The organism is Pseudomonas sp. UBA3149 (assembly GCF_002364655.1).
Lineage (GTDB): Bacteria > Pseudomonadota > Gammaproteobacteria > Pseudomonadales > Pseudomonadaceae > Chryseomonas > Chryseomonas luteola.
Genome location: NZ_DEYV01000049.1, coordinates 53,250 through 78,497 on the forward strand (window position 1 = coordinate 53,250; position 25,248 = coordinate 78,497).

Genomic DNA, 25,248 nt, shown 5'->3' on the forward strand with positions numbered 1-25,248 from the left:
CAGGTACTCAAAGCAAGGGAAGACCGAGCAGACTTCTGCCCGTCCATAATTTCAAAAGATCCGTCGTGGGTGACATGACATGGCTGGCGCGGGCGTCACGGAGCATCTGAGACACTCGGCTGTTCTCCCGATAAGCCGCGCCGCCGCAGATGGTCATCGCTTCGTTAGCCAGCATAACAGCGGTATCACCTGCATCCGCCTTGCAGGCCAGGATGAAAGGCAGGGCATTCGGGTCTCCCAGATCGCCTAATCGGGCCGCCTCGCGAACCAGTGATCGGGTCTTTTCCAAAGCGATCCACATGCTGCCATAACGGGTCTGCAAGGTTTCGATATCCCGCAGCGTTTCACCCGAATGCGCATAACTGCGCGTACGCAAATGCTCACCGGTAGCATCCAATGCGGATTGAGCGATACCCAGATAGGTACCCGCCATGGCCATCAGAAAAAACGGGGCAACCACTTCGAAGACGTACCACACCTGATCACCTGGCTCACCCAGAAGATTTTTGGCAGGCACACGCACGTTGTTCAACCCTAACGCTCGAGAAGAATTGCCACGCATTCCAAAACCGTTCCAGGGCTCCTGCCACTCCAGGCCTTGCGCAGTGCTGTCCACAATCAAACAGCTGAAATCGCCTTCCTCGTTATCTTCCTCGCTTGCCACTGTAGAAACTACGTACGAATCAGCATGACCACCATTGGTGACAAACTGCTTAATGCCATTCACAACAAACTCATCGCCAACCGTGGCGATCTGAGTTGCAGGCAGATAAAAATGAGCGCCTGAGCCACTTTCAGAAAGCGCTAAGGTTGTGAGGTGACGACCGGCAGCAATCGCCTCCAGATAATGCTCTTTCTGATATGAAGTGGCTTTGGCCGCAATGACAGCGGTCCCGACACAGTGCATACCAAAACAAAGCGCAGAAGAAGGACACGCCTTACCAATGGTTTCGGTAATCACGCTTAAGGCCAGGAGCCCCTGACCGTGGCCACCCTGGGCCACAGGAACCTGGAGGCCCATGAGGCCTGCTTCGGACAAGGCCTCTATCGAATGAGCAGGCCATAAGCAATTCTGGTCCACCTGACTCGCAAGCGGAGCAATAGCCTGATCAACAACCTCTTCAACGGTTGATTTCAGGGCGGTGAGCTTAGACGACAAATGATAATCCATCGCTTGTATCACCTTTAAAAGAGACAAGTAGCCATCATGCCTGAATTCAAGCCTCAGCGATCACTACTTCATACTGAGTAATAAGTGATGAGATAGTGCCCCAGTGGCCACCCTGACCCCTCTTATGCTTGAAAACAGACGCTTCGTTATCCATTTCGTCGAAACGACGAAAAAGCCCCTTCATAAAAGACGCTTTGCGCCTTATGACTAACAGCGCGCCTCCCTAAGCTGATGCCATCTCCACACAACAACAAGGAATGGTCATGAACATCACGCTTCTCGGAGCTGGCCATATCGGCTACACCATCAGTCAACTGCTGCAGGACTCCGGGGATTACCGGGTGATTGTGGCTGACCGTGATCCCAACGCTCTGGCGCGGCTGGCCGCGCTGGGCATCGAGACACGGGAAGTGAGTCCGGACGGCAATGACCTGGAGCAGGTACTTGAAGGCAGCGACGCGGTACTCAACGCCCTGCCCTACCACATGGCCATTCCGGTAGCCCGTGCCGCCAAGGCCACAGGCACCCATTATTTTGACCTGACCGAAGACGTCCATGCTACCAAGACGATCCGTGATCTGGCAGAGGACTCATCCACGGCCTTCATGCCGCAGTGTGGCCTGGCTCCTGGCTTTATCGGCATTGCAGCGCATACCCTGGCGTCGCGCTTCGACAGCGTGCGCGAGGTGAAGATGCGCGTAGGTGCATTGCCCGAGTTTCCCACCAACTCACTCAAGTACAACCTGACCTGGAGCGTGGACGGGCTGATCAACGAATACTGCCACTCCTGTGAGGCGGTTCGTCATGGCACGCTGAATCTTGTGCAGCCACTGGAAGGCTTGGAGCATTTCTCGCTGGACGGCGTGGAATACGAGGCCTTCAACACCTCGGGCGGCCTGGGCACCTTATGTGAAACCTGGAGTGGTCGCGTCGAAACCCTGGATTACAAAACCGTCCGCTATCCAGGGCATCGTGACCTGATGAAGTTCCTGCTCGAAGAGCTGCGTCTGGCAGGTGATCAGGAAACGCTGAAACGCATCATGCGCGACTCGGTGCCCACGACGATGCAGGACGTGGTACTGGTCTTCGTGACCGTAAACGGCCTGCGTGATGGCAAGCTGGTGCAGGAGGTGTTCAGCCGCAAGATCTTTGCGGCCGAACAGCGAGGCAAGCTGACCAGTGCCATTCAGATCACCACAGCGGCCGGTATCTGTACCGCACTGGATCTTTTCCGTGAGAAGAAACTGCCGCAGTCAGGCTTTATCCGCCAGGAAGAGATTGATCTGAACGTCTTTCTGAACAACCGGTTCGGCCGCGTTTACGGCGAACCGGCATAAGGCTACGCGTCGTGAGCCGTCAGCTACCGGGACGGCTCACTGCGGCGGTCAATCTTGCGGGTCAGGATGATCGATGTCTGGGTTTGCTTGACCCCATCGATGGCGCCGATTCGATCAAGCAATTCATCGAGCTGCTCATGCCGCTCGCAGCAGATGAACGCAAGATAATCGAACGCACCGCTTACTGCTGATACCTCTTCTACTTCCGGCATCGACGCCAGAGCCTTGATCACCTGCGCTGCGCTTCTTGGCAACACGCTAATACTGCAATAAGCCCTGACTGCGCCCGCCTCCACCGAAGCACCCAGACGTACGCCATAGCCTGCGATTACACCCTCGCGCTCTAGCCGGGCCAGCCGTGAAACCACTGTCGTCCTCGCCAGATTGAGCTTGCGGGCCAGCGTGGCCGTAGACTCGCGGGCGTTGGCCTGAAGCAGACGGATCAGTTGCCAATCGGTAGCATCGACTTTCGGATACATGAAGAACACGCGCCAGGGTTCGGAAAAGCGGAGCCTAGGAGGCTCTGCAGCCAGCGTCAATGCCCGGCTCCGCTTAACCCCGGTCTTATACTCTGCGCCTCTTCGCGACCCGGCCACCGAATGGTTGTCAGCGGCTCGCCCAGCAATAGACGATCACCCAGATGCCCAGGCCGGTGCCAGGTAGAACCACATCACTACGCGAGCCGCCGCTACCAGCGCCGCGCTGCCGCCAGAGCACCGGCAAGACAACCAGCTCAGTCCCCACAGGGACCGCCAATGATTAAAACGGCTTCGGGTGCAAACGGCTTAGTCATCCTCTTAGCTCTTGGCGACAATGACCGGGATGCCCATGACCTCAGGCACGTCCTAGTCGACTTACCACGCAGGGGCACGAACAAGGCTGGTGCCAGAAAGGTGAAAAATACCGTAAAGGAGGGATGCAGACATGCGCCAGGGGTAGGCAACACCGCACCAGATACATGCAGCTATGCATTTAAAAAATGGCAGCCTTCCTTGGCTACCCAACGTCCGGACTGAGCGCAGGTCAGAGGTGGAGCTCTCTACCTGCGCTCGTTAAGCGCGCCGGATCACGCGGTACGGCTTACGCCGAGAGAAATGACCTTGGTGGGCTTGTTGCAGTAATAGATACCCAGCAGAACCAAACCTCCGCCTACCACCATCAGCGGTGTGAGCTGCTCGCCCAGAATCACCACGCCCATCAGGACAGCGGACACCGGATTCAGGGCGATGAAGACACCCGACTGGGTAGCCCCGATCCGCTTGATGCCGTCGTAGTACCAGATATACGCCAACGCCGAGCCAATCACGCCCAGATAAGCCAGGCTGAAGCACTGAGCCTTGGTCAGGCTGGCAACAACGCCCCAGTTCAGATCACCCGTGCCGATCGACACACATAGCAGCAGTACCGTCCCGCACAACACCGAGAAGGTCACGGTATGCAGCGGGCCGATCTCGCGAACCAGAGGCCGCGAAAACACGCTGTAGATCACCCAGCTGACCACACAGCCAAAGATCACAAGATTACCCAACCAGCTACCGCCTGCGGCTTCAAGCACCGAGGCGTCTTTGCTGACGATGACCGTTGCGGCGCCCAGGATGCAGGCCGCAATGCCACCGGTTTTGACCAGCCCCAGCCGCTCGCGATCAACAAAGAAGGTCGTCAACGCAATCATGGCTGGATTCAGTGCCACAATCAGTGAGGCCTGTGAGGCGCTGATCAGGTGCAACCCGTAAAAAAAACACAGGTTGTACGTGAAGATGCCAAAGAACCCGAGCCAGAAAAGATGAATCACCTGTTTCACGCTGAGCCTGACAAACAGGCGTCGGGTGACTGCCAGCACAAGCACCAGGGTGAGGCTGGCCAGCAGAAAGCGCAGGCCGGCAGATGCCAGCGGCGGCACCCCAGCCGACAGATAACGCCCGGCCACGAAGGTTCCACCCCAGATCACCGAGACCGCCGTCAGTTTCATATACACCAGGAGCTTGTCATCTGGCTGCGCCAGGGCTGTTGCGTCCGACATTCAAATCACCTTTGCCTACATCAACATCAGTCGCTCAAGCTCGGCTTGAGACTGTACGTGGGCCTTGCAGAAGTTCAGGGTCAGGTCGAGCAGCTCCCGTTGCGCACGACTGCCGCCCAGGCTCGTCCATTGATGTCGACTGGCGGCAAGAAGGTAGTAACACTCTTCGTAGTGGCCTCGGGCAAACAGGGCAATGGCCCGAATGATGTCCAGCCCGGCGAGATGCGCATCAGGCTCGATACCAAAGCCGTCACTCTCGGCCATCATTTTCTCTATAAGCAGAGGCTGGTTGGCGCCGGCAAAGGCAAAGGCTGCGTGCATATTGTGAAAATGAGAGGTCGAGGTGGCGATGCTGCCAGACCAGAGAATGGCCAGCTCCTTCCAGACCTCATCGAACTCATGGCTGTTGACATCCTCAAGCTTGAAGCGCCAGAGAAAGCCCACTGCATCCAGATCCTGCTTGGAAAAGCGGTCGTTCTTGAGTGCATAGAACTCCAGAAACGCCATCTTTGCCGCCGCGTGATTGCCCAGCTGCTTGTAGGTAATCGCAAGATGCCAGTACACGTGCATACGCATGCCCGGGTTGCGAATCCACTCTTCCTTGGAGTCTTCCAGGAAGTCACGCAGCTCTACCCACATACCCTTTTCGTGCAAGGCATGAGCAACGGCGTGGATGCCGTAAATATTCGCGGAGCAGTACCGCACGGACTCCAACCCCGTCGCCAGCGACTCATCGAATAGCCCGCATTCGCACAGCACGAATGACTTGATCGACAGGTAGAACGAGTACAGCGGATGCGATTCCTCCATGTACTCATCACACAAGGCAAACAGCGGCTTCAACTCGGCGGTTCGGCCGGTGCAGAAGTCCAGCATGTGAATAAAGAAGAGCGCCTGCACATCCGTGGGATACGCGTGAAGGTGCGCCTGAAAGAGCGAGCGTGCCCCAACGTAGTCGAATTCGACCCATTTGCGGAAGGCGCGCACCACATTGACCAGCTCGGCAGGCATATCCTCCGAGATCGCATTGAGGTAACGGGCAAACTTGTAGATGTCCTTGAGTTCGCAGCCGGTAATGGCATCAAAGCCTTTGAGCAGCGAACGAAAGATGGCCTGGGTAGGCTCTTGGGCAATGACCGCCTCGGGCACGCCTTTGAGCGACAGGAACGGCACGTTGATTTCGGGCCATATGGACGAACAGCCGTCGGTTAGCAGACAGCCATTGAAACACCTGACATTAGCACTCATACCCGCCCCTCTATATCCCTATGCCGAGTAAGAAAAAGCTCTGGATAGCGTTAACCGGATAGCACCTGCTGTTGTCGCTCTTATCGTGCGTGGTGTCGGCTGCCGGTGCGTTACAGGGCAAGCCGTCGTTCTATCCAAAGCGCCTATAACCCCATCAGGCAGTGCGCAGGACATGTTGTCGTTGTGAGTAGGTCCTGAACGATGCGTATAATTCCACTAATCCTTACTCATAAAAAAATGAGTATTTACTCATGAAGCCAGCGAGGCGCCATGACCTTTACCCAGCTTGAAATCTTTGTGCTTGTGGCAGAGCTGAAAGGCTTCACGTCGGCAGCTTCGCGGCTGTCCATCACTCAGTCGGCGGTGTCCCATGCGATCAAGGCGCTGGAGGCCGAGCTGGGTGTCGAGCTGATCAACCGGCACCAGTCGGCCCTGGAGCTGACTGCAGTAGGTGAGCGCCTCGTACTACGTGCCCGTGGCATTCTCGGGCTGGCCGAAACGATGCGGCAGGAGGCTGGCGATGCGCGCGGCATGAAGCGAGGCACGCTGCGCATCGGCTCCTTCGGCCCGACCTCTTCGGTCAAACTGCTGCCTGTCATTCTGGATGCCTATCGCCAGGCCTATCCGGGCATCGAGGTGCATATCGACGAAGGTCGGGACCGGGAAGTGGTCCAGTGGCTGCAGGATCGTCGTATCGACATCGGCTTTGTCGTCCTGCCCGATGAGCGCTTCGACACCTTCCCCATTGCCGAAGATCAGATGGTCGCCCTGGTGCCCATTCACCACGCACTAGCCAGCAAAGCTGACGTCACGCTCAAGGAGCTTTGTCCCGATCCGTTCATCATGACCGAGGCCGGGTCGGCACACCTGGTAGCGCACATGTTCAATGCCGCCAAGCTGGTGCCCAATACGCGCTACCACAGCACCCAGCTGCTCAGCACCTTGTCCATGGTCGAACGGGGCGATGGCGTGACCATCCTGGCGGAACTGGCGCTGCCGGCGGAACGCGGCCACGAGGGCTACGTGAAAAAGCCCCTGCGACCACGGGTCAAGCGCAGTGTCGGATTGGCCCTGCTCGATGAGCGCCAGGCGTCGCCCGCCACTCAGGCCTTTATCAAGATTGCCCAGAAACTCAAGCGCCAGGGCCTGCTTCGGTTTAATGCAGACGCCTGAACTGCCCTACAGGCATACTCAAGTGTCTGTAGGCGCTCGATACAACCGCGCAGCGAATCACCATCACATTTTCGCGGCTCCCCCTGAACCAAATGACATTTGGCGCCTCTGTTTGAGCCACTTACTTAACCGGCCCAGCCCAAAGGCGCTGGGATGCACAGTGACGCTCCGTGCACTGTGTCAAAATAGCTAATACTTCAGGATTGGAAGACCGTCATGGATACACTTGCGGATTTGCGAGCTGGCAAGCTGGCCGGCGCGACACGACTGGACCTGTCGTGCGGACTCACGGAGTTTCCCCGCGAGATCTTCGAACTGGCCGACTCCCTGGAGATTCTCAACCTCTCCGGCAACCAGCTCAGCCACTTGCCGGATGACCTGGGACGGTTCAAGAAACTGCGTATCCTGTTCTGCTCCGACAACCCGTTCACGCATCTGCCCGAAGTGCTGAGTGAATGCCCTCAGCTGAGCATGGTGGGCTTCAAGGCCAATCAGATCCGCCATGTGCCGGCAGCAGCGCTGTCACCTTCGCTACGCTGGCTGATTCTGACGAATAACCAGATCGAAACCCTGCCCGACTCATTGGGTCAGTGCAGCGGCATGCAAAAGCTCATGCTGGCAGGTAACCGCCTGCAGGCACTTCCAGAAACCATGACCGACTGTCATAAGCTGGAACTGCTCCGTATTTCTTCCAACCGCTTTGCCGCCCTGCCGGACTGGCTGTTGTCGCTGCCGCGGCTGACCTGGCTTGCCTACGCCGACAATCCTCTGAGCGAGGCACGCGAAGCGGCCAACGTTTCTCCCAGCGCACCCATCAACCGGATCGACTGGAAGGACCTTGCACTCCAGCACAAGCTGGGCGAAGGCGCCTCGGGCCTCATCTACCAGGCGGATTGGAAACAGCCTTCCGGCCCCTCAAAGATCGTAGCGGTCAAGCTGTTCAAGGGCAGCATGACCAGCGACGGTACACCTCAGAGCGAAATGGCCGCCTCGATTGCCGTAGGGGCACACCCGAACGTGATCGATGTGGAGGGGCAGGTCGTGCATCACCCCGAGGGCACGGATGGGCTGGTCATGCAGCTGATCGATCCACAATTTCAAAACCTGGCTGGCCCGCCCAGCTTTGCCACCTGCACCCGCGATGTATACCCGGCGGACACGCGTTTTTCGCTGCCCGTCGCGCTGCGCATGGCACTCGGGATCGCCTCGGCCACCGAGCACCTGCATGAGCGCGGTATCGTGCATGGTGACCTGTACGCCCACAATATCCTGTGGACTGAACAGGGCGATGTGCTGCTGGGTGACTTTGGCGGCGCGTCCTTCCTGCCCTCCGATAACCCGACGCAACAGAAGGCTTTGGAGCGCCTTGAAACCCGGGCGTTTGGCTGCCTGTTGGAAGAGCTGCTGGAACGCTGTGAGCCTACCGCGGGCGAAGAAACGACCCATGCGGCGCTGTCTGACCTGCTCGCGAGTTGCCTGAGCACACAAGTAGTGTCCCGTCCAAGCCTGAGCGAGGTTCACGCGCAGCTGGCAGCACTCCAACAGCACCTGAATTAAGCAGAGAAAAGCCCTTCCCCGGTCAGGCAGGAAGGGTTTTGTACACCGGTTGGCCTTTACAGCCGGAACTGCTGCGCCAATCCATTAAGCGATACCGCCAGTTGCGACAAGTCATTCGAAGCAGCTGCCGTTTGATGGGCGCCAGAGCCTGTCTGCATGGACAGATCGCGAATGCTGACCAGGCTGCGGTCCACTTCCCGCGCCACCTGTGCCTGCTCTTCAGAAGCCGTGGCGATCAGGAGGTTGCGCTCGTTGATCTCGGCAATGGAGCTGTTGATCGTGGTCAGCGCCTCTCCTGCCGCTCGGGCAATGTCCAGGGTTCCGTGAGCGCGGCTGCTGCTCTGGGCCATGGACTGCACGGCTTTGTCCGTACCCGCCTGAATCGAGCCGATCATGTTCTCGATTTCACGGGTAGACTCCTGCGTCCGATGGGCCAAACCACGCACCTCATCGGCCACCACCGCAAACCCACGCCCGGCATCCCCTGCACGCGCCGCCTCGATGGCAGCATTGAGTGCCAGCAGGTTGGTCTGCTCTGCCACTCCGCGGATCACGTCCAGCACCTTGCTGATATCCTGTGTCATGACGGCCAGACCCTGAACCTCTCCAGCCGTCGCTTCCACGCTGTCGTACAGCTCGTTGATGGCCTCAAGCGTTTGGGACACCTTCAGTTGCCCGGTCGTGGCCGCCTGGCTGGAACTCAACGCCGCCTCGGACGCTGACGCCGCGTTGCGAGCGACCTCATCTACCGCGGCGCTCATCTGGTTGACCGCCGTAGCCGCCTGCTCGATTTCATCATTCTGGCGCATCACACCACGGGTCGTTTCCTCAGTGACCGCGGACATCTCCTCGGAAGTTGATGCCAGCTGAGCCGACGAATCACTGATATGACCTAGTGTTTCACGCAGGTTCGACTGCATCACGGCCAATGCCTTGAGCAGACGGGCCGGTTCATCGTTACCATGGCTCTCAATCGCGACACTGAAATCCCGGTTGGCAATGCGCTGGGCAACCTGCAGGGACTGATGAATCGGTGCGACCAGGCTGTGCGTGAGTCGCCAGGCGAGCAGTACGGTAGCCAGCAACGCGGCCACTACGATGATAGCTGTCATCGTTCGGGTGCTGCTATACACGTCATCGGCATGCAGCCCTGCATTACTGGCCTTTACATCAGCTTCCTCTTTGAGCGTGGTGATAGCGTTCTTGACCGCCTCAGCGGCGGCAAACATCTCACCGCTGGAAAGCGCCACGGCCTCCGTCAGCTTGCCGTTGGTCAACAGATCCAGATAGCGCTGATGGATACTGAGGTAATCGCTCAGGCCTTTGGAGAGCGCATTGAACGTGTCATGGCCTGCCTTGGTCACGATCACCTTGCCGAGTTGGTCGACGTAACCCAGCAGCTCCGTACGGGCGATCTGGATATCCTTCAGGGCATCAGCCTTCTTGGATGCAGGATCGCTTTCCACACGCAGCCGGGAGTTATCCAGACGAATGCGCATCAGGGTCGTATCGATCTGGCCGAGCACCTTGAGCGTTGGCAGGACATTGAGTTCGACCATTTTTTCCGCTTCATTCATCGAAGCGGATTGCTTGAGTGAATAGACGCCTTGAAAGAGGATAAGCAAGGCAAAGAGCGCAAAACAGATCGCGGAGCGCGGCGCGATATTCAATGAACGAAAGCCCATAAAGCACCTGAAATAGATTGTTACTATTGGGCTTATCGCTGCATTGACGGGCAACTTTAATTACCCGGCTAGCCATTAGTCGGACAATCAACTACCACTTGAAACCAAACAATCTGCGAGGCGTGTCCCAGAGCACTTGCCGCCTTGCACCCGGACTTGGGATCAGATTCTCGATCAGCTTGAGGAGCAGTCCGTAATCAATCCGCTCCGGTGAATTCAGAAAAGGCCAGTCCGATCCCCACAGGCAGGCCTCGGGGCCGAAGGTTTCGAGAAGCGCCTGAACGTAGGAATGGGTATCAACGTAGGGATAGGCCTCGGCGGAAAACTGCGAAAGCCCTGATAGCTTGACGTACACACGTCCAGTTCCTGCCAGCGACAGCAGGCTCTGGAATCCGGGTTGCGCGATGCCTGCCACCACATCAGGTCTGCCACAATGATCAATGATGAGCCGGGTGCGGGTGCGCTCGATCAATGGCATCAGTTCGCTTAGCTGCGCCTTTTCGACGTGCAGCTGGGCCAGCATCTCCAGCTCAGCCAACTGATTGAATAGCTCTTCCGCTTTCAGGCAGGCCGACACACCATTCGTGACCACATCGAGCAGGACGCCTGCTACACCGGCCTCCTTGAGCCGCTTGAGCTCTCGGGTACTCGTGCGAGGCCCGACCACGGCAATGCCCTTCCAACGACCAAACCCCAGGGCAAGCCCATCGAGCAGGCAGCGGTTGTTCTCGCCATAAATGGCCGGTGGCGTGACTACAACGGCGTGACGTACGCCATAAGCATTGAAGACATGCTGGAGTTGCGTCGAGGTCCCTACTTCCTGAGCGACGGGGGTATACACAGCAGTATCGGCAATGGGAAAACGGGCGGGTTCTAGCAGGTGGGTATGGCAGTCGATCTTATACTCGCCGTAAATGCTCACTGCGGCTCCTTTTCGGTGGCGTGGCGTGCGGTCTGATAAGTCAGGAGAGGCAGGATAGTCTACCGGGAAGCATTACCCGTCAGGCCGGCCGTACTCGTATAGCTAAGACTGACGAACCCTCAAGCGGTTCAGGACGGGAAGACGGTCATCGGATGATGACTTCTACCCGGCGATTGCGCAGCTCTGCTGTATTAGGCGGCGTTTGGATCAGCAGGTTCTCCTCGCCATGGGAGGCGACTGTCAGATCCAGCAAGTCGAGATGCCGGGCCTGCAACTGGCGGGCAATCAGCTGGGCACGCTGCAAACCCACCTTTTCATTGATCGAGGCACTGCCCAGGGTGTCGGTATGCCCGATAATGGAGACGGCCGCGGGCGTGCGTTTACGCAGCGTATCGACAATGCGCTGCAGCGTGTCCTGTGACTCATCAGTGAGCCGGTTGCTGGCCCCCTCAAAATACAGCGTGTAATACACCGGAAGCGTCGGCTGGGCTGCCAGCGCGGGGGTAAAGTCCATCAGAATCTGCTTGGGCGGCAGGGTAAAGGTCCGCCCCGGCGCCTCCTTGTCGAGGCTGACAGCCTGCTGGGTTCTGTCGATCTGGGTCGTGCCTGTGGGCGTCGTGACCGTGACATCTCGCGTCTGGCCATAAGGGCTATCCACCAGCACCACATAGGACTTGGAACTACACCCTGCCAGCCACACGGCCAACAACAACCACACAGCTTGGCGAAACGCTTTACTCATGGTCGACCTTGGCCATGAACTGGGCGCTGCGCGAGGCAATGGTTCCGTGAGGCGTGAGAATCTCGACTGCCTCGGGCTTGAGCCTGGCAATGCTCCCCGCCACGTAATTCAATGTGCCTTGCTTGAGTCTTGCAGCCAGCTTCAAGGCCCCCTTGGCTGGAGCAAACGCAAAGGCCTCGAGCGTGAATGTCGATTGCGGCCCGAACGACATAACAGACCCGTCCTCGAGTGTAATCCCGAAGGAGCCGTCGTCTCCGGCCTCGAAGGTACTGCCGACATTCACCGGCGTGCCCACCTTGATCGCGACAGGCTTTCCCTTGAGTGTGGTAGTCACGCTGCCCTGTACGGTCATGACATAACCTACCGGCCTGGGCGCGCCGTGGGCAGGCCATGCCGCCAAAAGGCCCGAAAGGCAGAGAACGAGCCACGCATTCTTGTTCATGAGCGTTGACCTTGAAGTCCGTATCGCACCACGCCTGGCCCTGGCGTCCTTTCTCTGCTCCGTTTCCCTGAGCGTTCCGTGCAATCGCTGTATACATACCGATAACCGTTACGTTAGTTCAAAACGTGCGGGCCATCGGACTAAAAATGCGATGCAGTCCAAACTGCCAGATTCTGACTCTCCTCCAGCGCCCGACAGGTATTACAGGTTGTGCAGCAGCTGCCAGAGCGAGGCGCCAATGCCCGTAATGCTTTCCCCTGCAATCAGGCCTGCTGCCGCTGCAATGGCAAACCGCTCGGTTAGCCCGCGCCAGCGCAGTCCGGCAGTCCAGGTGAGGATTGCGCCCAGGGCCATCATCAGGGAAATCGAAGCCGGCAGAATAAACGCCAACCCCAACGCCGCGGCACTGGGCAGGTAACGCGCCAGCCGATCCTTTGCGCAGGCATCCAATACGCCCAGGGCCACGCCTGCAACGGCAGCTATCAGCATGGCCCACTGAATGCTGGCAGAAAGTGAGTCCAGGCCCGAGGTCAGCGTCTGCGCCACGGCTTTCCAGGTCGCCACGGCCGGAGCAGGCCACTCCTGCGTGAGCAACATGGTTTGCGGATCTGGAATAAGCGTCTGGTAGACCAGCACCCCGACCATACTGCCTATCGCAATCCCCAGGCATTGAGCAATCACCTGCTTGGTAGGAGTCGCCCCGATGGCATGGCCTACCTTGAAGTCATTCATCAAGTCCGTGCATTGTCCGGCTGCGCCACCGGCCGTGTTGGCACTCATCAGGTTGATAGGCACCTGCCCCGGCGCCACGATGCCAAAGCTCAGCTGCGACAGCTGCCCGATGGCACCGATTGGAGGAATACCGGTTGCTCCCACGACACGTGCCGCCACAGCTGCCAGGCACAGCGCCAGCGGAATGGTCAGCAAGGCCATGAACCAATCAATGCCAAACAGGGCCGCCTGTAGCACGATGATCAATCCGATGGCTGACGCCAGACCTGCCAGCGGGCCGGGTTTTGGCCGCTGCCAGACAGTGGAGGTCTCTGCCGAGCGGGATTTCCCCAACGTTCTTACCTGCAGTACACGCAAGGCCAGAGACGACAAGGTCGAAGTCACCATGATCGTCACCCCAGGCCACACCAGCCATTCCACCAGCGTTGCGAACTGCGGCCCCTCGCTGCCAGGCGCAAGCTCTACCAACCCGTGCGCCAGCAGCCACGGCGCTATGCCACCCCAGGCCAAGGCCGCGCCCAGAAGGAGCGTCAACCCGACGCGCAGCCCGATGATGCCGCCAAACCCGACCAGTAGCAGCGACGGATCGAAGGTAAAGGTCAGTCGCTCCAGATGCGCCGTGGGCGACCAGCGAGGAAAGGTCCAGTAAAACGTATCGACAGCTTTGACCAGTCCGGAGAACACGGCCGTTCCAAACAGCACCCACAGGCGCCGCATGGCTTCCTGTCCGTGGGTATAGATATGGGTCATGGTTTCCAGCGTGGCCATGCCTTCAGGAAACTTGAGATTGCCATCGGTAATCAGTGATGGCCTTAAATACCAGGCGATCCATATGCCCAGAAAGCTGACCGAAAAGACCCAGGCCATCATCGGAACGGCATCCAGCTGCTCACCGGTCAGCAGTGTGTAGGCTGGAATCGGCGCTACCAGTCCACCTGAAATAATGGACGCCGCCGCCGAGGCGACGGTCTGGTTGATATTGCTCTCATGCAATGTCCAGGCAGGCCAGTGCCGGTTACGGACCAGCAGCCCCTGCCAGAAGCCAAAGCCCACCAGCAGCGCGATGATCGACATGTTGAATGACCAGCCGATCTTGAGCCCGGCATAGACATTGGAGGGAGTTAGCACGATGCCTAACACCAGGCCGGTCAAGACAGCGCGCAGGCTCAGCTCGCGCTCTACCTTCATGGGCCCTCCCCGGCAGGCGCTGCTCGCTGATCGATGCATAAAAAGGAGCTATCAACAGGAGGAAAATTCAAAGCAATCACACCAGATCCTTATTGTATTGGGTGGGGTGTGCAGCACTTTGTCCCTCGGAATCGCCAAAGCGCTCAAAACAACGACCATTAAAAACCGGTCAAGGTCCCTACCCGCTCCCAAATTGGCCGTCATGAGCGCCTTGTATATGAATTGCTCACTTAAATTGTCCTGTTCAAGGCAAGATCCGTGCTTTTCGCTGGTCTTTACCGCGGCTCGCCTGATCTTTAGAATACGTGAGAACGGTTCTCATTTTTCCATTTGCGGAAATGTTCATGACGACGGGCGAAATAAAGGCAGCTCCTGGGTTGAACGTGCTGTACCGTGACCACAGCGACTGGCTGACAGGCTGGCTGCGCAGGCAGACAGGGTGTAGCCAGCGCGCTGAAGACCTGCGGCAGGACACTTTCGTACGGCTGCTGACCAAGCCTGAACTGCCTGCCATGCGCGAACCGCGGGCTTTTCTGACTCAGATTGCTAAAGGCCTCCTGATTGATCATTACCGCCGCGCCAGCCTTGAGCGCAGCTATCTTGAGGCCCTGTCCACACTGGCAGACGAGCATTACCCCTCCGCTGAAGCCCTGGCTTCGATTATCGAGGCTTTGGCGGAGCTTGATCGCCTGCTCGGCAAACTTTCCAGCAAGGCTCGAGCGGCCTTTCTATATAATCGCCTCGACGGCTTGACCCACTCTGAAATTGCCGAGCGCCTGGGCGTATCGGTTCCACGGGTTCGCCAATATATTGCTCAAGGGCTACGGCAATGCTATGTGGCCCTCTACGGGGAACCAGTGTGAATGTAAGACCTGTGAGCCGTCAGGTTCTGGATCAGGCGATAGACTGGCAAGTACGCTTGGAAATGGGAGAAACCAGCCAGGAGCAGCTAAACGCCCTGCAGACCTGGCTTGCCGAGCATGCTGAACACCGCCGTGCCTGGGAGCAGCTGAATGGCATCAACCAACGCCTGCGCATTGCAGAACAACCCGCTGCGCGAAATGCCCTGTTGCAGCCCTCTGCCAACGGGCGGCGGCGCTTGGGTCGCAGCACGTTAGTCATTGCCCTTGCGGGCCTTCTGAGCCTTATTGCGGTAAACCGTCATGTACCGGTGCGTTACGCCCTGGCTGATAACGTAACCGCCACGGGGGAACAGCGCACGCTGATGCTGCCTGATCACACCCGCATCGTGCTGGCGGGTCGTAGTGCCTTGAATGTTCGCTTCGATGAGCAGGAGCGCCGGGTAATTCTCTTGGCAGGAGAAGCCTTTATCGAAACCGGGCACGACACCGCCAGTCGCCCGTTCATCGTGGAAACCCAGGCCGGACGAATGCGGGCGCTGGGTACGCGCTTTCTCGTGGAAGAGGAATCACGCGGCTCGCGTTTGACGGTCCTGCAATCGGCTGTGGCGGCACAGCCGCGTTTTGGTCTTGGCGAGGCGGTCATTCCTCAAGGCGAGCAGGTCCTCATGATGGCGGACCGACTGGATGAGCTCAAGGATGCACCAGCCAATGCTGACGCCTGGACTCACGGCATGCTAGTGGTCGATAACCAACCCCTGAGCGATGTCGTGGCGGCATTGAGTCACGAGCGCACCGGACTCATCACCCTTGATCCGGCCATTGCCACGTTACGGGTAACGGGCACCTTCCCTTTGCACGATGCTGACCAGGCTCTGCGTGCCCTCGCCCTCAATACACCGATACGAATCGAGCAACACACGCGCTGGTGGCTGGCCGTTAAACCCCGTTAACCAACGGGGTTTCAGCACGACACGCTTGTTTTCTGCGTTTTTCTATCTTCGTTATTCAAAAATATTCCAAGACGGCTCTATCACTTTGCCATTCTCATTCGGCAATGAAACGAATTCGCATTCGCCTCTTGGAGAGAGCCATGTCGTCGCTTTTCCGTCCTTCCTTGCTTGCCGCTGCACTTGTCTTAGGTCATGTCACGTTAGTCCACGCCCAAACGACCACCGCTGAGCGCACCTACCAACTCCCCGCTGCGCCTCTGACCAGCACGCTGAACCGTATCGCCAGCGAAGCGGGTCTGACCCTGAGCCTTGACCCTTCGGTGGCCTCCGGCCGTACGTCGAATCCGGTCAATGGCCGCTACGCAGCGACCGAGGCCCTGCGCGAGGCCCTGCAGGGAACCGGGCTTGAGCTGACCGAACGCGAACCCGGCGTCTACACCGTACGCGTATTGCCAGCACCGGGCGACACCTTGAGCATGGCATCAACCACCATTACCGCCGGTGAGCTGGAAAATGCCTGGGGCCCCGCAGAGGGTTATGTGGCAACCCGCTCTGCTTCCGGCACCAAAACCGATACGCCAATCCTGGAAACGGCTCGCTCCATGTCGGTTGCCACCCGCGAGCAGATGCGCGACCGCGCCGTGCATAACATTGATGATGCCGTACGTTATATGCCTGGCATCGTAGCCAGCAGCTACGGCAGTGATACCCGGGCCGACTGGCTGCGGGTACGGGGCTTTGAGCCGACCCGATTCCTGGACGGGCTGCGCCTGCCGGACGGCGTCTATGTCGACCCCAAGCCTGAAACCTGGAACCTTGAACGCCTGACCCTCCTGCGCGGCCCCGCGTCCTCCATCTATGGGCAGACGCCGCCCGGTGGCCTAATAGACATGGTCAGTTTGCGTCCCCAGGCTGAAACCAGTCATGAAGTGCGTGCCGAAGTTGGCAGTGACAACCATCGCCAGATCAATTTCGACACCACCGGTGCGTTCGATGAAAACGCCAACGTGCTTTATCGCGTAAGCGGCGTGGTGCGTGACAGCGACACGCAGATCGATCACATCGAAAACAAGCGCTACAACATCGCCCCCAGCCTGACCTGGAATATCGATGACGACACGCACCTGACGTTCCTTTCGCAGTACACGCGCGACGATACGGGCGCGACTAGCCAGTTCCTACCTCTTCAAGGCACCAAGATTGATGGCCCGTGGGGCAAGGTTTCTCATCATAAGAATCTGGGCGATCCGGATTGGGAATACTATGACCGCACCTATTACTCGCTAGGCTACGCGTTCGATCATCGTATCAACGATGTGTGGCAGTTCCGTCAAAACGCACGGTATACCAAGAGCGACTTAGAGTTTCAGACAATTACAGCTGGCGGCTCCGCTACTGCAGTCAGCCCTGACGGCACCGTACAACGCAGCACAACCTCAACTGATGAAGACATCAGCCAATTCGCCATCGACAATAATTTCCAGGCAGACTTCAATACTGGCGACTTGCAGCACACCTTATTGCTAGGTCTGGATTATCAGCGTTCGAATACAAACTACACGTCGATTTTTGGCTCAGCGCCTGCGAGCAACATCCATAATCCAGTTTATGGCTTACCTATAGAACGCCCGGCGCGGTCAAACGCCTGGTATGACTACAATCAGAAAATCCACCAGACAGGCCTTTATGCTCAGGATCAGATTGCTCTTGATCACTGGCGCCTCACCTTGGGCGGACGTAAAGACTGGGTTACTACTGACACCGAGTTTTACAATGCCTTAGCAAACGGTGCCCACCCTAAAGATCGTGATTCAGCTTTTACTGGGAACATATCCCTCAGTTATGTCTTCGACTCTGGCTTGGCTCCTTACATCTCTTACTCAGAGTCCTTCCAACCAAGCAGCGGTGCCGACGTCAGTGCTACGCAATCATTCAAGCCTACCGAGGGCAAACAATATGAAGTTGGTGTGAAATACCAACCAGCAGGTACCAACACACTGCTAACTGCGGCGGTATATGACCTTACGCAAAAGGACGTTCAGGTTACTAACTACAACGAAGACGGTAATCCCATTACAAGTCAGACAGGCGAAGTCAAAGTCCGAGGCGTAGAGCTTGAGGCAACCTCAGACCTTACCCAAAACATCAAGATGATCGCCTCTTATTCCTACACTGATACGGAGGTTCAGGATGGACAGTACAAAGGCAACCGCCTGCAGCTCATCCCTGAACACCAAGCCTCGCTCTGGGCTGACTATACATGGCATACAGGCGTACTAGACGGCTTCGGCATAGGCGCTGGCGTCCGCTACGTAGGTGATACCTACGGTAATCAAGGCAACACTTGGGAAGGCCATGTCGGCTCCTACACCCTGTATGACGCTGCCGCACATTACGATCTAGGCCGCCTCGACAATCGTCTGAAGGGCGCTTCCGTAGGCGTGAATGCCACCAACCTGTTCAACAAGGACTATATTTCTACCTGTGATGGTTATTACTGCTACTACGGTGACCAGCGTAGCGTGATCGCCAACGTTACCTACAAGTGGTAATCGCGTAAGTTGTGACAAAGCCGGTGCCAAGCCGGCTTTTGTCCATCAGAAAGGGACCTGATGATTCGACACTAGTAGGATTGAGCATGCATAAGGCTTGCATAACAACCCATGCATCGCGGACGATCACAGTTCAGCTTTTGTTAAGCTTTGATGAAGAGAGTGCGTGATGTCGATGATCCTCTATCACACCCCCGCATCCCCGTTCGGCCGCAAGGTCGTCGTGATGCTGCACGAGACCGACCTGATCGAGCAGGTTGAGCTGGAGATCGTCCAGCAGACGCCCCTCAATCCCAATCGTGATGTCATCGATGCCAACCCGTCAGGCAAGATTCCGGCGCTGCGCCTGGAAGATGGCACTACCCTGCATGACAGCCGCGTCATTCTGGATTACCTGGATACGCTGCATCAGCACACCCCCATGATTCCTCGGCAGGGTCCCGAGCGCTGGCGGCGAATGACACTGGCCTCCCTGGCCGATGCCATGACCGAATCGGCCGTACAGATCCGCTACGAGACGTTCATGCGACCACCGGGCATGCAGTGGAAGCTCTGGCTGGATAACCAGCATGAGAAGATTGCCCGTTCGCTGGATTATTTTGAGCAGACGGCATTGCCCGAGCTTGAAGGCCACTTCGATATGGCCTGCATTGGACTGGCCTGCCTGCTGGGCTATCTGGACCTGCGTGTATCCAACTGGCACTGGCGCGGTGAGTATCCCAAGCTGGCGGCCTGGTACACCGAGGCGGATCAGCGTCCCTCGATGCAGGCAACCCGCCCCGAGGCACGCTAATCGTTTCCAGGCGCCAGTCTTGGCTGGCGCCTCCCAGCCTTAGCAGCGAGGCGATCCGGACACGTATTTTTCCCTGGGATCAACCGCGGCATCCAGCTTGCGCAAGGCCTTGGCTCCAATCAGCAGCGGATAGCGGAAGTGACTGCGGTCCGTCAGATTGACCTCGATGGTACGGGACACATCGCCTACACAGACTTCCATCTCGATGACCGGGCGTTGTGCACTGGACGGCGTATCATCCTCACCGTCTTCATCGCCCTCATCCGAGCGGCTTTTGATCTTGCTGATTCGCGCCAGACGGTGCTCGAATACCGTGTCATCCGCCTTCTCCGTCGCCAGACGGAAGCTGACCCACTGGTCTCCGTCACGCTCGAACGTCTTGATGTCTTTGGCCGACAGCGAGGCGGTCCAGGCCCCGGTATCCATCTTGGCCGGCAAGGATACACCCAGCTCAGGTAGACGGAATGTCTCGTAGCGGCCGTAGAGCGTCGGCTCGGCCGTCGCTAGCACAGGCAGGCTCAAAAGGCCCAGCAGGGATAAAAAACGTTTCACTCAATCACTCCGGCAGGATCACGGACAGAAGTCTCCCGCGCCAGGGCCGCTATGTCCACAACGTACTGAGATTATCGAATCCCCAAGCCTCGGGCGACTCACGTCCAATGATGCGGTCGTAGCCTTTCAGGCGTGGCAAATCGATCACTCCATGCCCGATCGGCTTCTTGTGCCTTGCGTCATAAAACACCTTTACGGTCGGTGTCAGCAGTGACTTGGGGTTCTGCTCCACCACCACCGCGAGGCGCTCGCTTTCCAGCTTTACCAGCGAGCCGACCGGGTAAATGCCGACCGCTTTGACAAATGCCTGAAAGACATGCGGATCGAAGTGCCCTTTCCATTCAGCCATCCGTTTGACGGACTCGGCCGGGTCCCAGCCTCTTTTGTAAGGGCGATCCGACGTTACCGCGTCATACACATCACATACTGTGGCGATGCGGGACATCAGGCTGATCTGCTCACCGGACAGCTTATCCGGATAACCACTGCCATCGTATTTCTCATGATGATGCAGGCAGACATCGATGGCTGTCTCATCAGCTTGCCACGCTGTGAGAATGCGCTCCCCGGCCCTCGGATGACCCTGCATGATGATGAACTCTTCATCCGTCAGCTTGCCCGGCTTGTTGAGCACCTCCAGCGGCATCGTCATCTTGCCGATATCATGGAGCAAACCGGCCAGACCTGCCTGCCGTGCGGCCGTCTCACCCAGGCTAAGCGTTCGAGTAACGGCAATCATCAGCGCCGACACGGCCACCGAATGCAGATAGGTATATTCATCCGAGGTCTTGAGTCGCGCCAGGCTGATCAAAGCATTGGGATGGCGCAGCACCGAATTGGAGATTTCCTCGACCAGACTGGCAGCATCGCCCATCTCGACGACCTGCCCCATGCGTGCATCTTCCAGCATGCCTTTGACGGCTGTCTTGGCGCTGTCGCAGAGCACTCTGGCCCGCTCTATCTCTTCAGCCATTTCAACTCGAGCGGCAACTCCAGACACAGGCGCCTCAGCGATGTTACTTAACTGGGCTGAGTCGACATCAGTCCCCTTGCTAACATCGATCCACAACCCGTCGATGTCACTGTCCAGAATGCGCTGCAGCTCATTCGGTGAACGAATGACGAAATGCCCCTTCCAGAAGGGATGATCTACCCATGGTGCGCAAAATTCGCTCACATACATGCCCAGACGGGCCTGCGAAACGGGAATACGCTTAAGCATAATGAACAATTACAGCCGTTATCAGTGTCCTAGATAATCCATAGACGCCATTGCTGCCTAAGCGGCCCGGTAGAGGCTCAGAATGTTTATGGCGCTAACGAAAAGAATAGTACTCAGGGAGACTTCATGCGTCATCTGATCGTCGGACTGACTAGCGGCATTTTGCTCTTGATCAATACCCTCATTTTGATTGGCCCCTTGATGCTGGTTGCGCTGCTCAAGCTGCTCTGCCCCTACAAGCCGTGGCGCGACGCCTGCTCGCGCGGGGTCATGACCATCGCCGAGACCTGGGCAGAAATCGACAAGGTCATCTTCGCACTCTGCACTCCTACGGTCTGGGACATACGCGGTGCCGAGAACCTGCGTAAGGATCGCTCTTACCTGATCATCTCCAACCATCAATCCTGGGTCGATATTCCAGCCCTCGTGCAAACCTTCAATCGTCGATCGCCCTACTTCAAATTCTTCCTGAAGAAGGAGCTCATCTGGGTCCCTTTCCTTGGACTGGCATTCTGGGCACTCGACTACCCGTTCATGAAGCGCTATTCGAAGGCCACGCTGGAAAAGCGCCCGGAACTCAAAGGGATCGACCTGGAAATCACGCGTAGGGCCTGCGAGAAATTTCGCGATCAGCCCGTTACGGTCGTGAATTACCTGGAGGGCACGCGGTTCACGCCAGCCAAACATGCCCAGCAGCAATCACCCTACCATCATCTACTCAAACCCAAGGCAGGTGGAATCGCCTTTGTACTGGCTTCACTGGGCAAGCAGCTCGATGCCATTCTAGATGTCACGATTCTCTATCCCGAAGGGAAACCGCCCGGCTTCTGGGCTTTGCTCAGTGGCCAGGTCAAGCGCGTCATTGTAGATATCCGCACTCTTCCCCTGGAGCCTTCACTGTGTGAGGGGGACTATCAGAATGATCCCGTTTTTCGTGAGCAGGTCCAGCAATGGGTCGGCGCATTATGGGCCGAGAAAGATCGGCGGATCGAAGCGCTGCAAAAAGAAATGCGCCAGGAATAATCCTGGCGCATCGGGAGGAACCGTACACAGGCACGGATCGAAATCCGCGCCCGGACAGGTTTACTGCTTGGCGGCCTTGACCGTTACCGCCTTGATGTCGGCCTTCGACAGCGGGTTGCTGGTCGAATTGGACAATTCCTGGCGATACGGGTTGGTCAGGCTGGACGTCAAGCGGATATCGTTGGATGCTGCACCCACCGAGATCTTGAACGTATCAGCATCCACAACCCAGTTGTTGGTGGCTTCATTGAAGTAGGCCAACGAACGGTCGTTGAGCTGCAACGTGACACGCTTGGTCTCACCTGGATTCAGGAACACCTTACCAAAGCCCTTGAGCTCTTTGACCGGACGTGCCACCTGCGGCTTGTTCTGACCAATATAGAGCTGAGCGACTTCAGCACCCGCACGCTGCCCTGTGTTGGTTACATCGAAGGACACCTTGATAGGCGCGTTACCCACTACCACCTTGGGCGTTACCTTGATGTTGGAATACTTGAAGCTGGTGTAGGACAAGCCATAACCGAACGGATACAGCGGCTTGATACCGCTCATCTCGTAACCACGGTAGCCTACGTACAGACCTTCGCTGTAGGCCATACGGGTAATCTTGCCGGTGTTGTCGAACTCGGGGAAACCTGCATAGACGGGGTTATCCTGCAGCTTCTTCTCAATGCTGAACGGCATTTTTGCGGACGGGTTGACTACCCCGTACAGGATTTCCGCCAATGCCTGGCCACCGTACTGGCCCGGATAGAAGGCATGTAGTGCGCCATCGACCTGGTCTACCCAGTCAATCATGTTCAGACCGGTGCCGCCATGCATAACAACCACAGTTTTCGGGTTGACCTTGGCAACGTTCTGGATCAACTGGCTCTGGTACTCAGGCAGATCAAAGCCGTGGTCGAAACCTTCGCCTTCATACTCATTGCTGTTACCCACAGCCATGACAACCGCATCGTACTTGGAGAGGTCCTGCGGAGCAGCCAGCGAGGCCCAGCTCATCTGCACGCCCACCATGCCACCCATGGTTGAGATATAACCCTTGCGGCGGGAGTACTCGAGCTTGATGTCGTAGGACTTGCCCGCTTCCAGATTGACCTTGCCGTATACCGGAATGGTCGGCGGAATGCTGTTGTTGGGCAGTGGGTTGCCATCGCCATTGTCGATGATCTTTTGACCATTCACATACAGACGCACAGCGCCATCCGCACGAACCTTGAAGACTTGCTCGCCGGAAATGGTCGGCGTTACCGATCCGCTCCAGCGAACAGACGTATTCTGATCGTCGCCGGTAACGGGATAGTTTGCGCCGTTGGTGGTATTGGAAACATAGTCCACTGTTGTGGTCTTGTTGCCATTGGCCCAGTCCAGGTTCACATGCTGATCGATACGGGTGTCAGAAGGAGTACCGGACCAGTTGGCATTATTGAAGAACTCAGCCTTCAAACCTTTTTCGGTATTGCCGGAGGCATCGGTGGTCGTCCATTCGGCCGCATTTGGGTCCAAGGACAGCGAGTCGATGAAGTCGACCTTGGCGTTACCAGCCACTTGCTTCAGGCCACTCAACTCACTGACGAAATTGCGTGCATCGACATTGGCACTACCGAAACCGGTAGGCGGCGCGTACTTGGCCAAGTTGCCAATGACCGCAATGGACTTGACCTTGTCACTGGACAGCGGCAACAAGTGATCCTTGTTCTTCAGCAGAACGATACCTTCACGAGCACCTTCCAGGGCTGCCTGCTGGCTGCTGGCACTGTCCATGTCCTTGGACGCGGCAGGAATGGCCTGGTCGAAGCGGTACGCATATATCTGACGCAGGATCCGGCGAACCTTGTCATTGATGGTCTCGGTCGAGAGCTTTCCTGCCTGGATATAGGGCGTCAGGATGGTGCTATTCATCTGATAGCCCATCATGTCCAGATCGGTACCGGCATCAGCTGCCAGATAGCCATGAACGACAGCGTTGTAGTCGCTCTGCATGAGACCTTTCCAGCCCCATTCCTTCTTGAGCACGCCGGTGATCAGATGCTGGTGCTCACAGCTGTAAACGCCATTGATCAACTGGAACGCGCACATCATCATCGCAACGTTGCCGTTCTTGGCAGCCGACTCGAAGGCGGGCAGGTACATTTCGCGCAGGGTACGCTCGCCGATCCGCTCGTCCAGTGTAAAGCGGTTGGTTTCCTGATCGTTCGCTACAAAGTGCTTGGCATTGGCCCAGACGCCCTGGGACTGGATACCGTTGATGACCGCAGGCGCCATCACAGCGCCCAGATAGGGATCTTCGCCAGAAAGGTATTCGAATGCACGGCCGCTATAGGGCGAGCGGTACAGGTTGGCACCCGGACCTGTTACGAACTGATAGCCACCGGCACGTGTGTCGTAGCCCAGTGCTTCACCAAAGGACTTGGCTCGGTCGACGTTCCAGGTAGCCGCAAGGTTGGGACCCGCCGGGTAAACGATACCCTGGTTGTTGTCCTGACTGGTGTAGCGGATACCCACACCACCGTCTGCACCATGAATCTGGGGCAGACCAAATTTATCCAGCCCCTTGACATCCCAGGGGCCCGTTCCGCCAATCAGTGAAAGCTTCTCGGAAAGAGACATCTGTCCCAGCGTGCTCTCGACCTTCTTTTCAACCTGGGCAGGGTTTGCCTGGGTTACCGCATATGCTTGACCAACTGCCAGAGCCAAAGCCGTAAGCACAGCTCCCTGTAGCTTCATATTTCCCATTATTAATTAAGTCCTGCTTTTAAGTTAATAAAAACGAGTCACTTCGATATTGCCGAATATCAAGTTTTACTGACTTAACAGCGTCCCGCGTCCTGCGACAAATAACCTCAATACAATCAATTAAAGTTATTTGTACAAGTTGAGATTTTTTTGTTATGGGAGCAAACGAGAACAAAAGGTAGCAAAATGATGGCAACAGAAAATCGCGTAAACGCGCGAAAAACCCGAAAAGATTAAGGCAAAAAAGACGAAAAATTGTCAAATGAAACGGTTTAGCAAGTAGCAAACCATTTCTCTAATTTAACTTGAACTTTTACCATTAAGGAAGGTCTGAAGTAGC

At 57.2% G+C, this 25,248-nt stretch carries 21 protein-coding genes; 8 read left to right on the top strand and 13 right to left on the bottom strand.

Translation table 11 applies throughout. The features are described 5' to 3' along the window. Positions 1–7: 7 nt before the first annotated feature. A complete protein-coding gene (locus B3729_RS24515; RefSeq protein WP_312124541.1) occupies positions 8–1,171 on the bottom strand; it encodes an acyl-CoA dehydrogenase family protein in 1,164 nt (387 codons plus the stop codon). 263 nt (positions 1,172–1,434) lie between these two features. Between B3729_RS24515 and B3729_RS24520 the strand changes: the two genes are divergently transcribed. Continuing rightward, positions 1,435–2,508, top strand: coding sequence for a saccharopine dehydrogenase family protein (locus tag B3729_RS24520; RefSeq protein WP_286789242.1), 1,074 nt, complete (start codon positions 1,435–1,437; stop codon positions 2,506–2,508). Positions 2,509–2,531: 23 nt separating this feature from the next. On the opposite strand, the gene B3729_RS24525 is transcribed toward B3729_RS24520, so the two are convergent. From B3729_RS24525 to B3729_RS24540, 4 genes are all read right to left on the bottom strand, one after another. Next, complete coding sequence (locus tag B3729_RS24525) at positions 2,532–2,987, bottom strand: Lrp/AsnC family transcriptional regulator (protein WP_026003906.1); 456 nt, start codon at positions 2,985–2,987, stop codon at positions 2,532–2,534. Positions 2,988–3,114: 127 nt separating this feature from the next. Continuing rightward, positions 3,115–3,252: a hypothetical protein gene (locus tag B3729_RS24530; protein ID WP_286789243.1), complete on the bottom strand. Its 138-nt coding sequence runs from the start codon at positions 3,250–3,252 to the stop codon at positions 3,115–3,117. A 322-nt stretch (positions 3,253–3,574) separates the two neighbouring features. Continuing rightward, a complete protein-coding gene (locus B3729_RS24535; RefSeq protein WP_286789244.1) occupies positions 3,575–4,528 on the bottom strand; it encodes a DMT family transporter in 954 nt (317 codons plus the stop codon). 15 nt (positions 4,529–4,543) lie between these two features. Next, the gene (locus tag B3729_RS24540; protein ID WP_150348534.1) at positions 4,544–5,776 is read right to left on the bottom strand and encodes a tetratricopeptide repeat protein; all 1,233 of its coding nucleotides are present in this window, start codon (positions 5,774–5,776) and stop codon (positions 4,544–4,546) included. 270 nt (positions 5,777–6,046) lie between these two features. On the opposite strand from B3729_RS24540, the gene B3729_RS24545 reads away from it, so the two are divergent. Both B3729_RS24545 and B3729_RS24550 read left to right on the top strand, forming a co-directional pair. After that, positions 6,047–6,949 carry a LysR family transcriptional regulator gene (locus B3729_RS24545; RefSeq protein WP_010796055.1) on the top strand — a complete coding sequence of 301 codons (903 nt, stop codon included), beginning with the start codon at positions 6,047–6,049 and terminating at the stop codon, positions 6,947–6,949. A gap of 216 nt (positions 6,950–7,165) precedes the next feature. After that, positions 7,166–8,506, top strand: a complete 1,341-nt coding sequence (locus B3729_RS24550; RefSeq protein WP_286789245.1) for a leucine-rich repeat-containing protein kinase family protein — start codon at positions 7,166–7,168, stop codon at positions 8,504–8,506. 56 nt (positions 8,507–8,562) lie between these two features. Here the strand turns inward: B3729_RS24550 and B3729_RS24555 are convergent, their stop codons facing one another. From B3729_RS24555 to B3729_RS24575, 5 genes are all read right to left on the bottom strand, one after another. Further along, entirely contained in the window at positions 8,563–10,191 is a 1,629-nt protein-coding gene (locus tag B3729_RS24555) for a methyl-accepting chemotaxis protein (protein ID WP_286789246.1), read from the bottom strand. A 91-nt stretch (positions 10,192–10,282) separates the two neighbouring features. Further along, positions 10,283–11,113, bottom strand: coding sequence for an amidohydrolase family protein (locus B3729_RS24560; protein ID WP_286789247.1), 831 nt, complete (start codon positions 11,111–11,113; stop codon positions 10,283–10,285). Between the two features lie 145 nt (positions 11,114–11,258). Continuing rightward, positions 11,259–11,855 (bottom strand): OmpA family protein, encoded by a 597-nt coding sequence (locus tag B3729_RS24565; protein WP_074827007.1) that lies wholly within the window; start codon positions 11,853–11,855, stop codon positions 11,259–11,261. Then, on the bottom strand, positions 11,848–12,297 hold the full coding sequence (locus B3729_RS24570) for a FecR family protein (RefSeq protein ID WP_010796060.1): 450 nt from the start codon (positions 12,295–12,297) through the stop codon (positions 11,848–11,850). The genes B3729_RS24565 and B3729_RS24570 overlap by 8 nt, the downstream gene beginning before the upstream one ends. A gap of 201 nt (positions 12,298–12,498) precedes the next feature. Further along, positions 12,499–14,217: an OPT family oligopeptide transporter gene (locus tag B3729_RS24575; RefSeq protein ID WP_409438613.1), complete on the bottom strand. Its 1,719-nt coding sequence runs from the start codon at positions 14,215–14,217 to the stop codon at positions 12,499–12,501. Positions 14,218–14,561: 344 nt separating this feature from the next. Here B3729_RS24575 and B3729_RS24580 point away from each other — a divergent pair, with 344 nt between their 5' ends. From B3729_RS24580 to B3729_RS24595, 4 genes are all read left to right on the top strand, one after another. Continuing rightward, positions 14,562–15,080, top strand: a complete 519-nt coding sequence (locus tag B3729_RS24580; protein WP_286789249.1) for a sigma-70 family RNA polymerase sigma factor — start codon at positions 14,562–14,564, stop codon at positions 15,078–15,080. Continuing rightward, positions 15,047–16,030, top strand: a complete 984-nt coding sequence (locus B3729_RS24585; protein WP_286789250.1) for a FecR family protein — start codon at positions 15,047–15,049, stop codon at positions 16,028–16,030. Before B3729_RS24580 ends, B3729_RS24585 begins: the two co-directional genes overlap by 34 nt. Positions 16,031–16,158: 128 nt before the next feature. Continuing rightward, entirely contained in the window at positions 16,159–18,582 is a 2,424-nt protein-coding gene (locus tag B3729_RS24590; RefSeq protein WP_286789254.1) for a TonB-dependent siderophore receptor, read from the top strand. A gap of 169 nt (positions 18,583–18,751) precedes the next feature. Beyond that, on the top strand, positions 18,752–19,375 hold the full coding sequence (locus tag B3729_RS24595) for a glutathione S-transferase (RefSeq protein ID WP_019365482.1): 624 nt from the start codon (positions 18,752–18,754) through the stop codon (positions 19,373–19,375). A 39-nt stretch (positions 19,376–19,414) separates the two neighbouring features. Here the strand turns inward: B3729_RS24595 and B3729_RS24600 are convergent, their stop codons facing one another. Together B3729_RS24600 and B3729_RS24605 are read right to left on the bottom strand one after the other, a co-directional pair. Then, positions 19,415–19,927, bottom strand: coding sequence for an ATP-dependent zinc protease (locus B3729_RS24600; RefSeq protein WP_010796066.1), 513 nt, complete (start codon positions 19,925–19,927; stop codon positions 19,415–19,417). A 49-nt stretch (positions 19,928–19,976) separates the two neighbouring features. Further along, positions 19,977–21,149: an HD-GYP domain-containing protein gene (locus tag B3729_RS24605; RefSeq protein WP_286789251.1), complete on the bottom strand. Its 1,173-nt coding sequence runs from the start codon at positions 21,147–21,149 to the stop codon at positions 19,977–19,979. 126 nt (positions 21,150–21,275) lie between these two features. Here B3729_RS24605 and B3729_RS24610 point away from each other — a divergent pair, with 126 nt between their 5' ends. Continuing rightward, the gene (locus B3729_RS24610; protein ID WP_286789252.1) at positions 21,276–22,172 is read left to right on the top strand and encodes an acyltransferase; all 897 of its coding nucleotides are present in this window, start codon (positions 21,276–21,278) and stop codon (positions 22,170–22,172) included. 60 nt (positions 22,173–22,232) lie between these two features. Here the strand turns inward: B3729_RS24610 and B3729_RS24615 are convergent, their stop codons facing one another. Beyond that, complete coding sequence (locus B3729_RS24615; RefSeq protein ID WP_286789253.1) at positions 22,233–24,908, bottom strand: beta-glucosidase; 2,676 nt, start codon at positions 24,906–24,908, stop codon at positions 22,233–22,235. Positions 24,909–25,248: the final 340 nt, after the last annotated feature.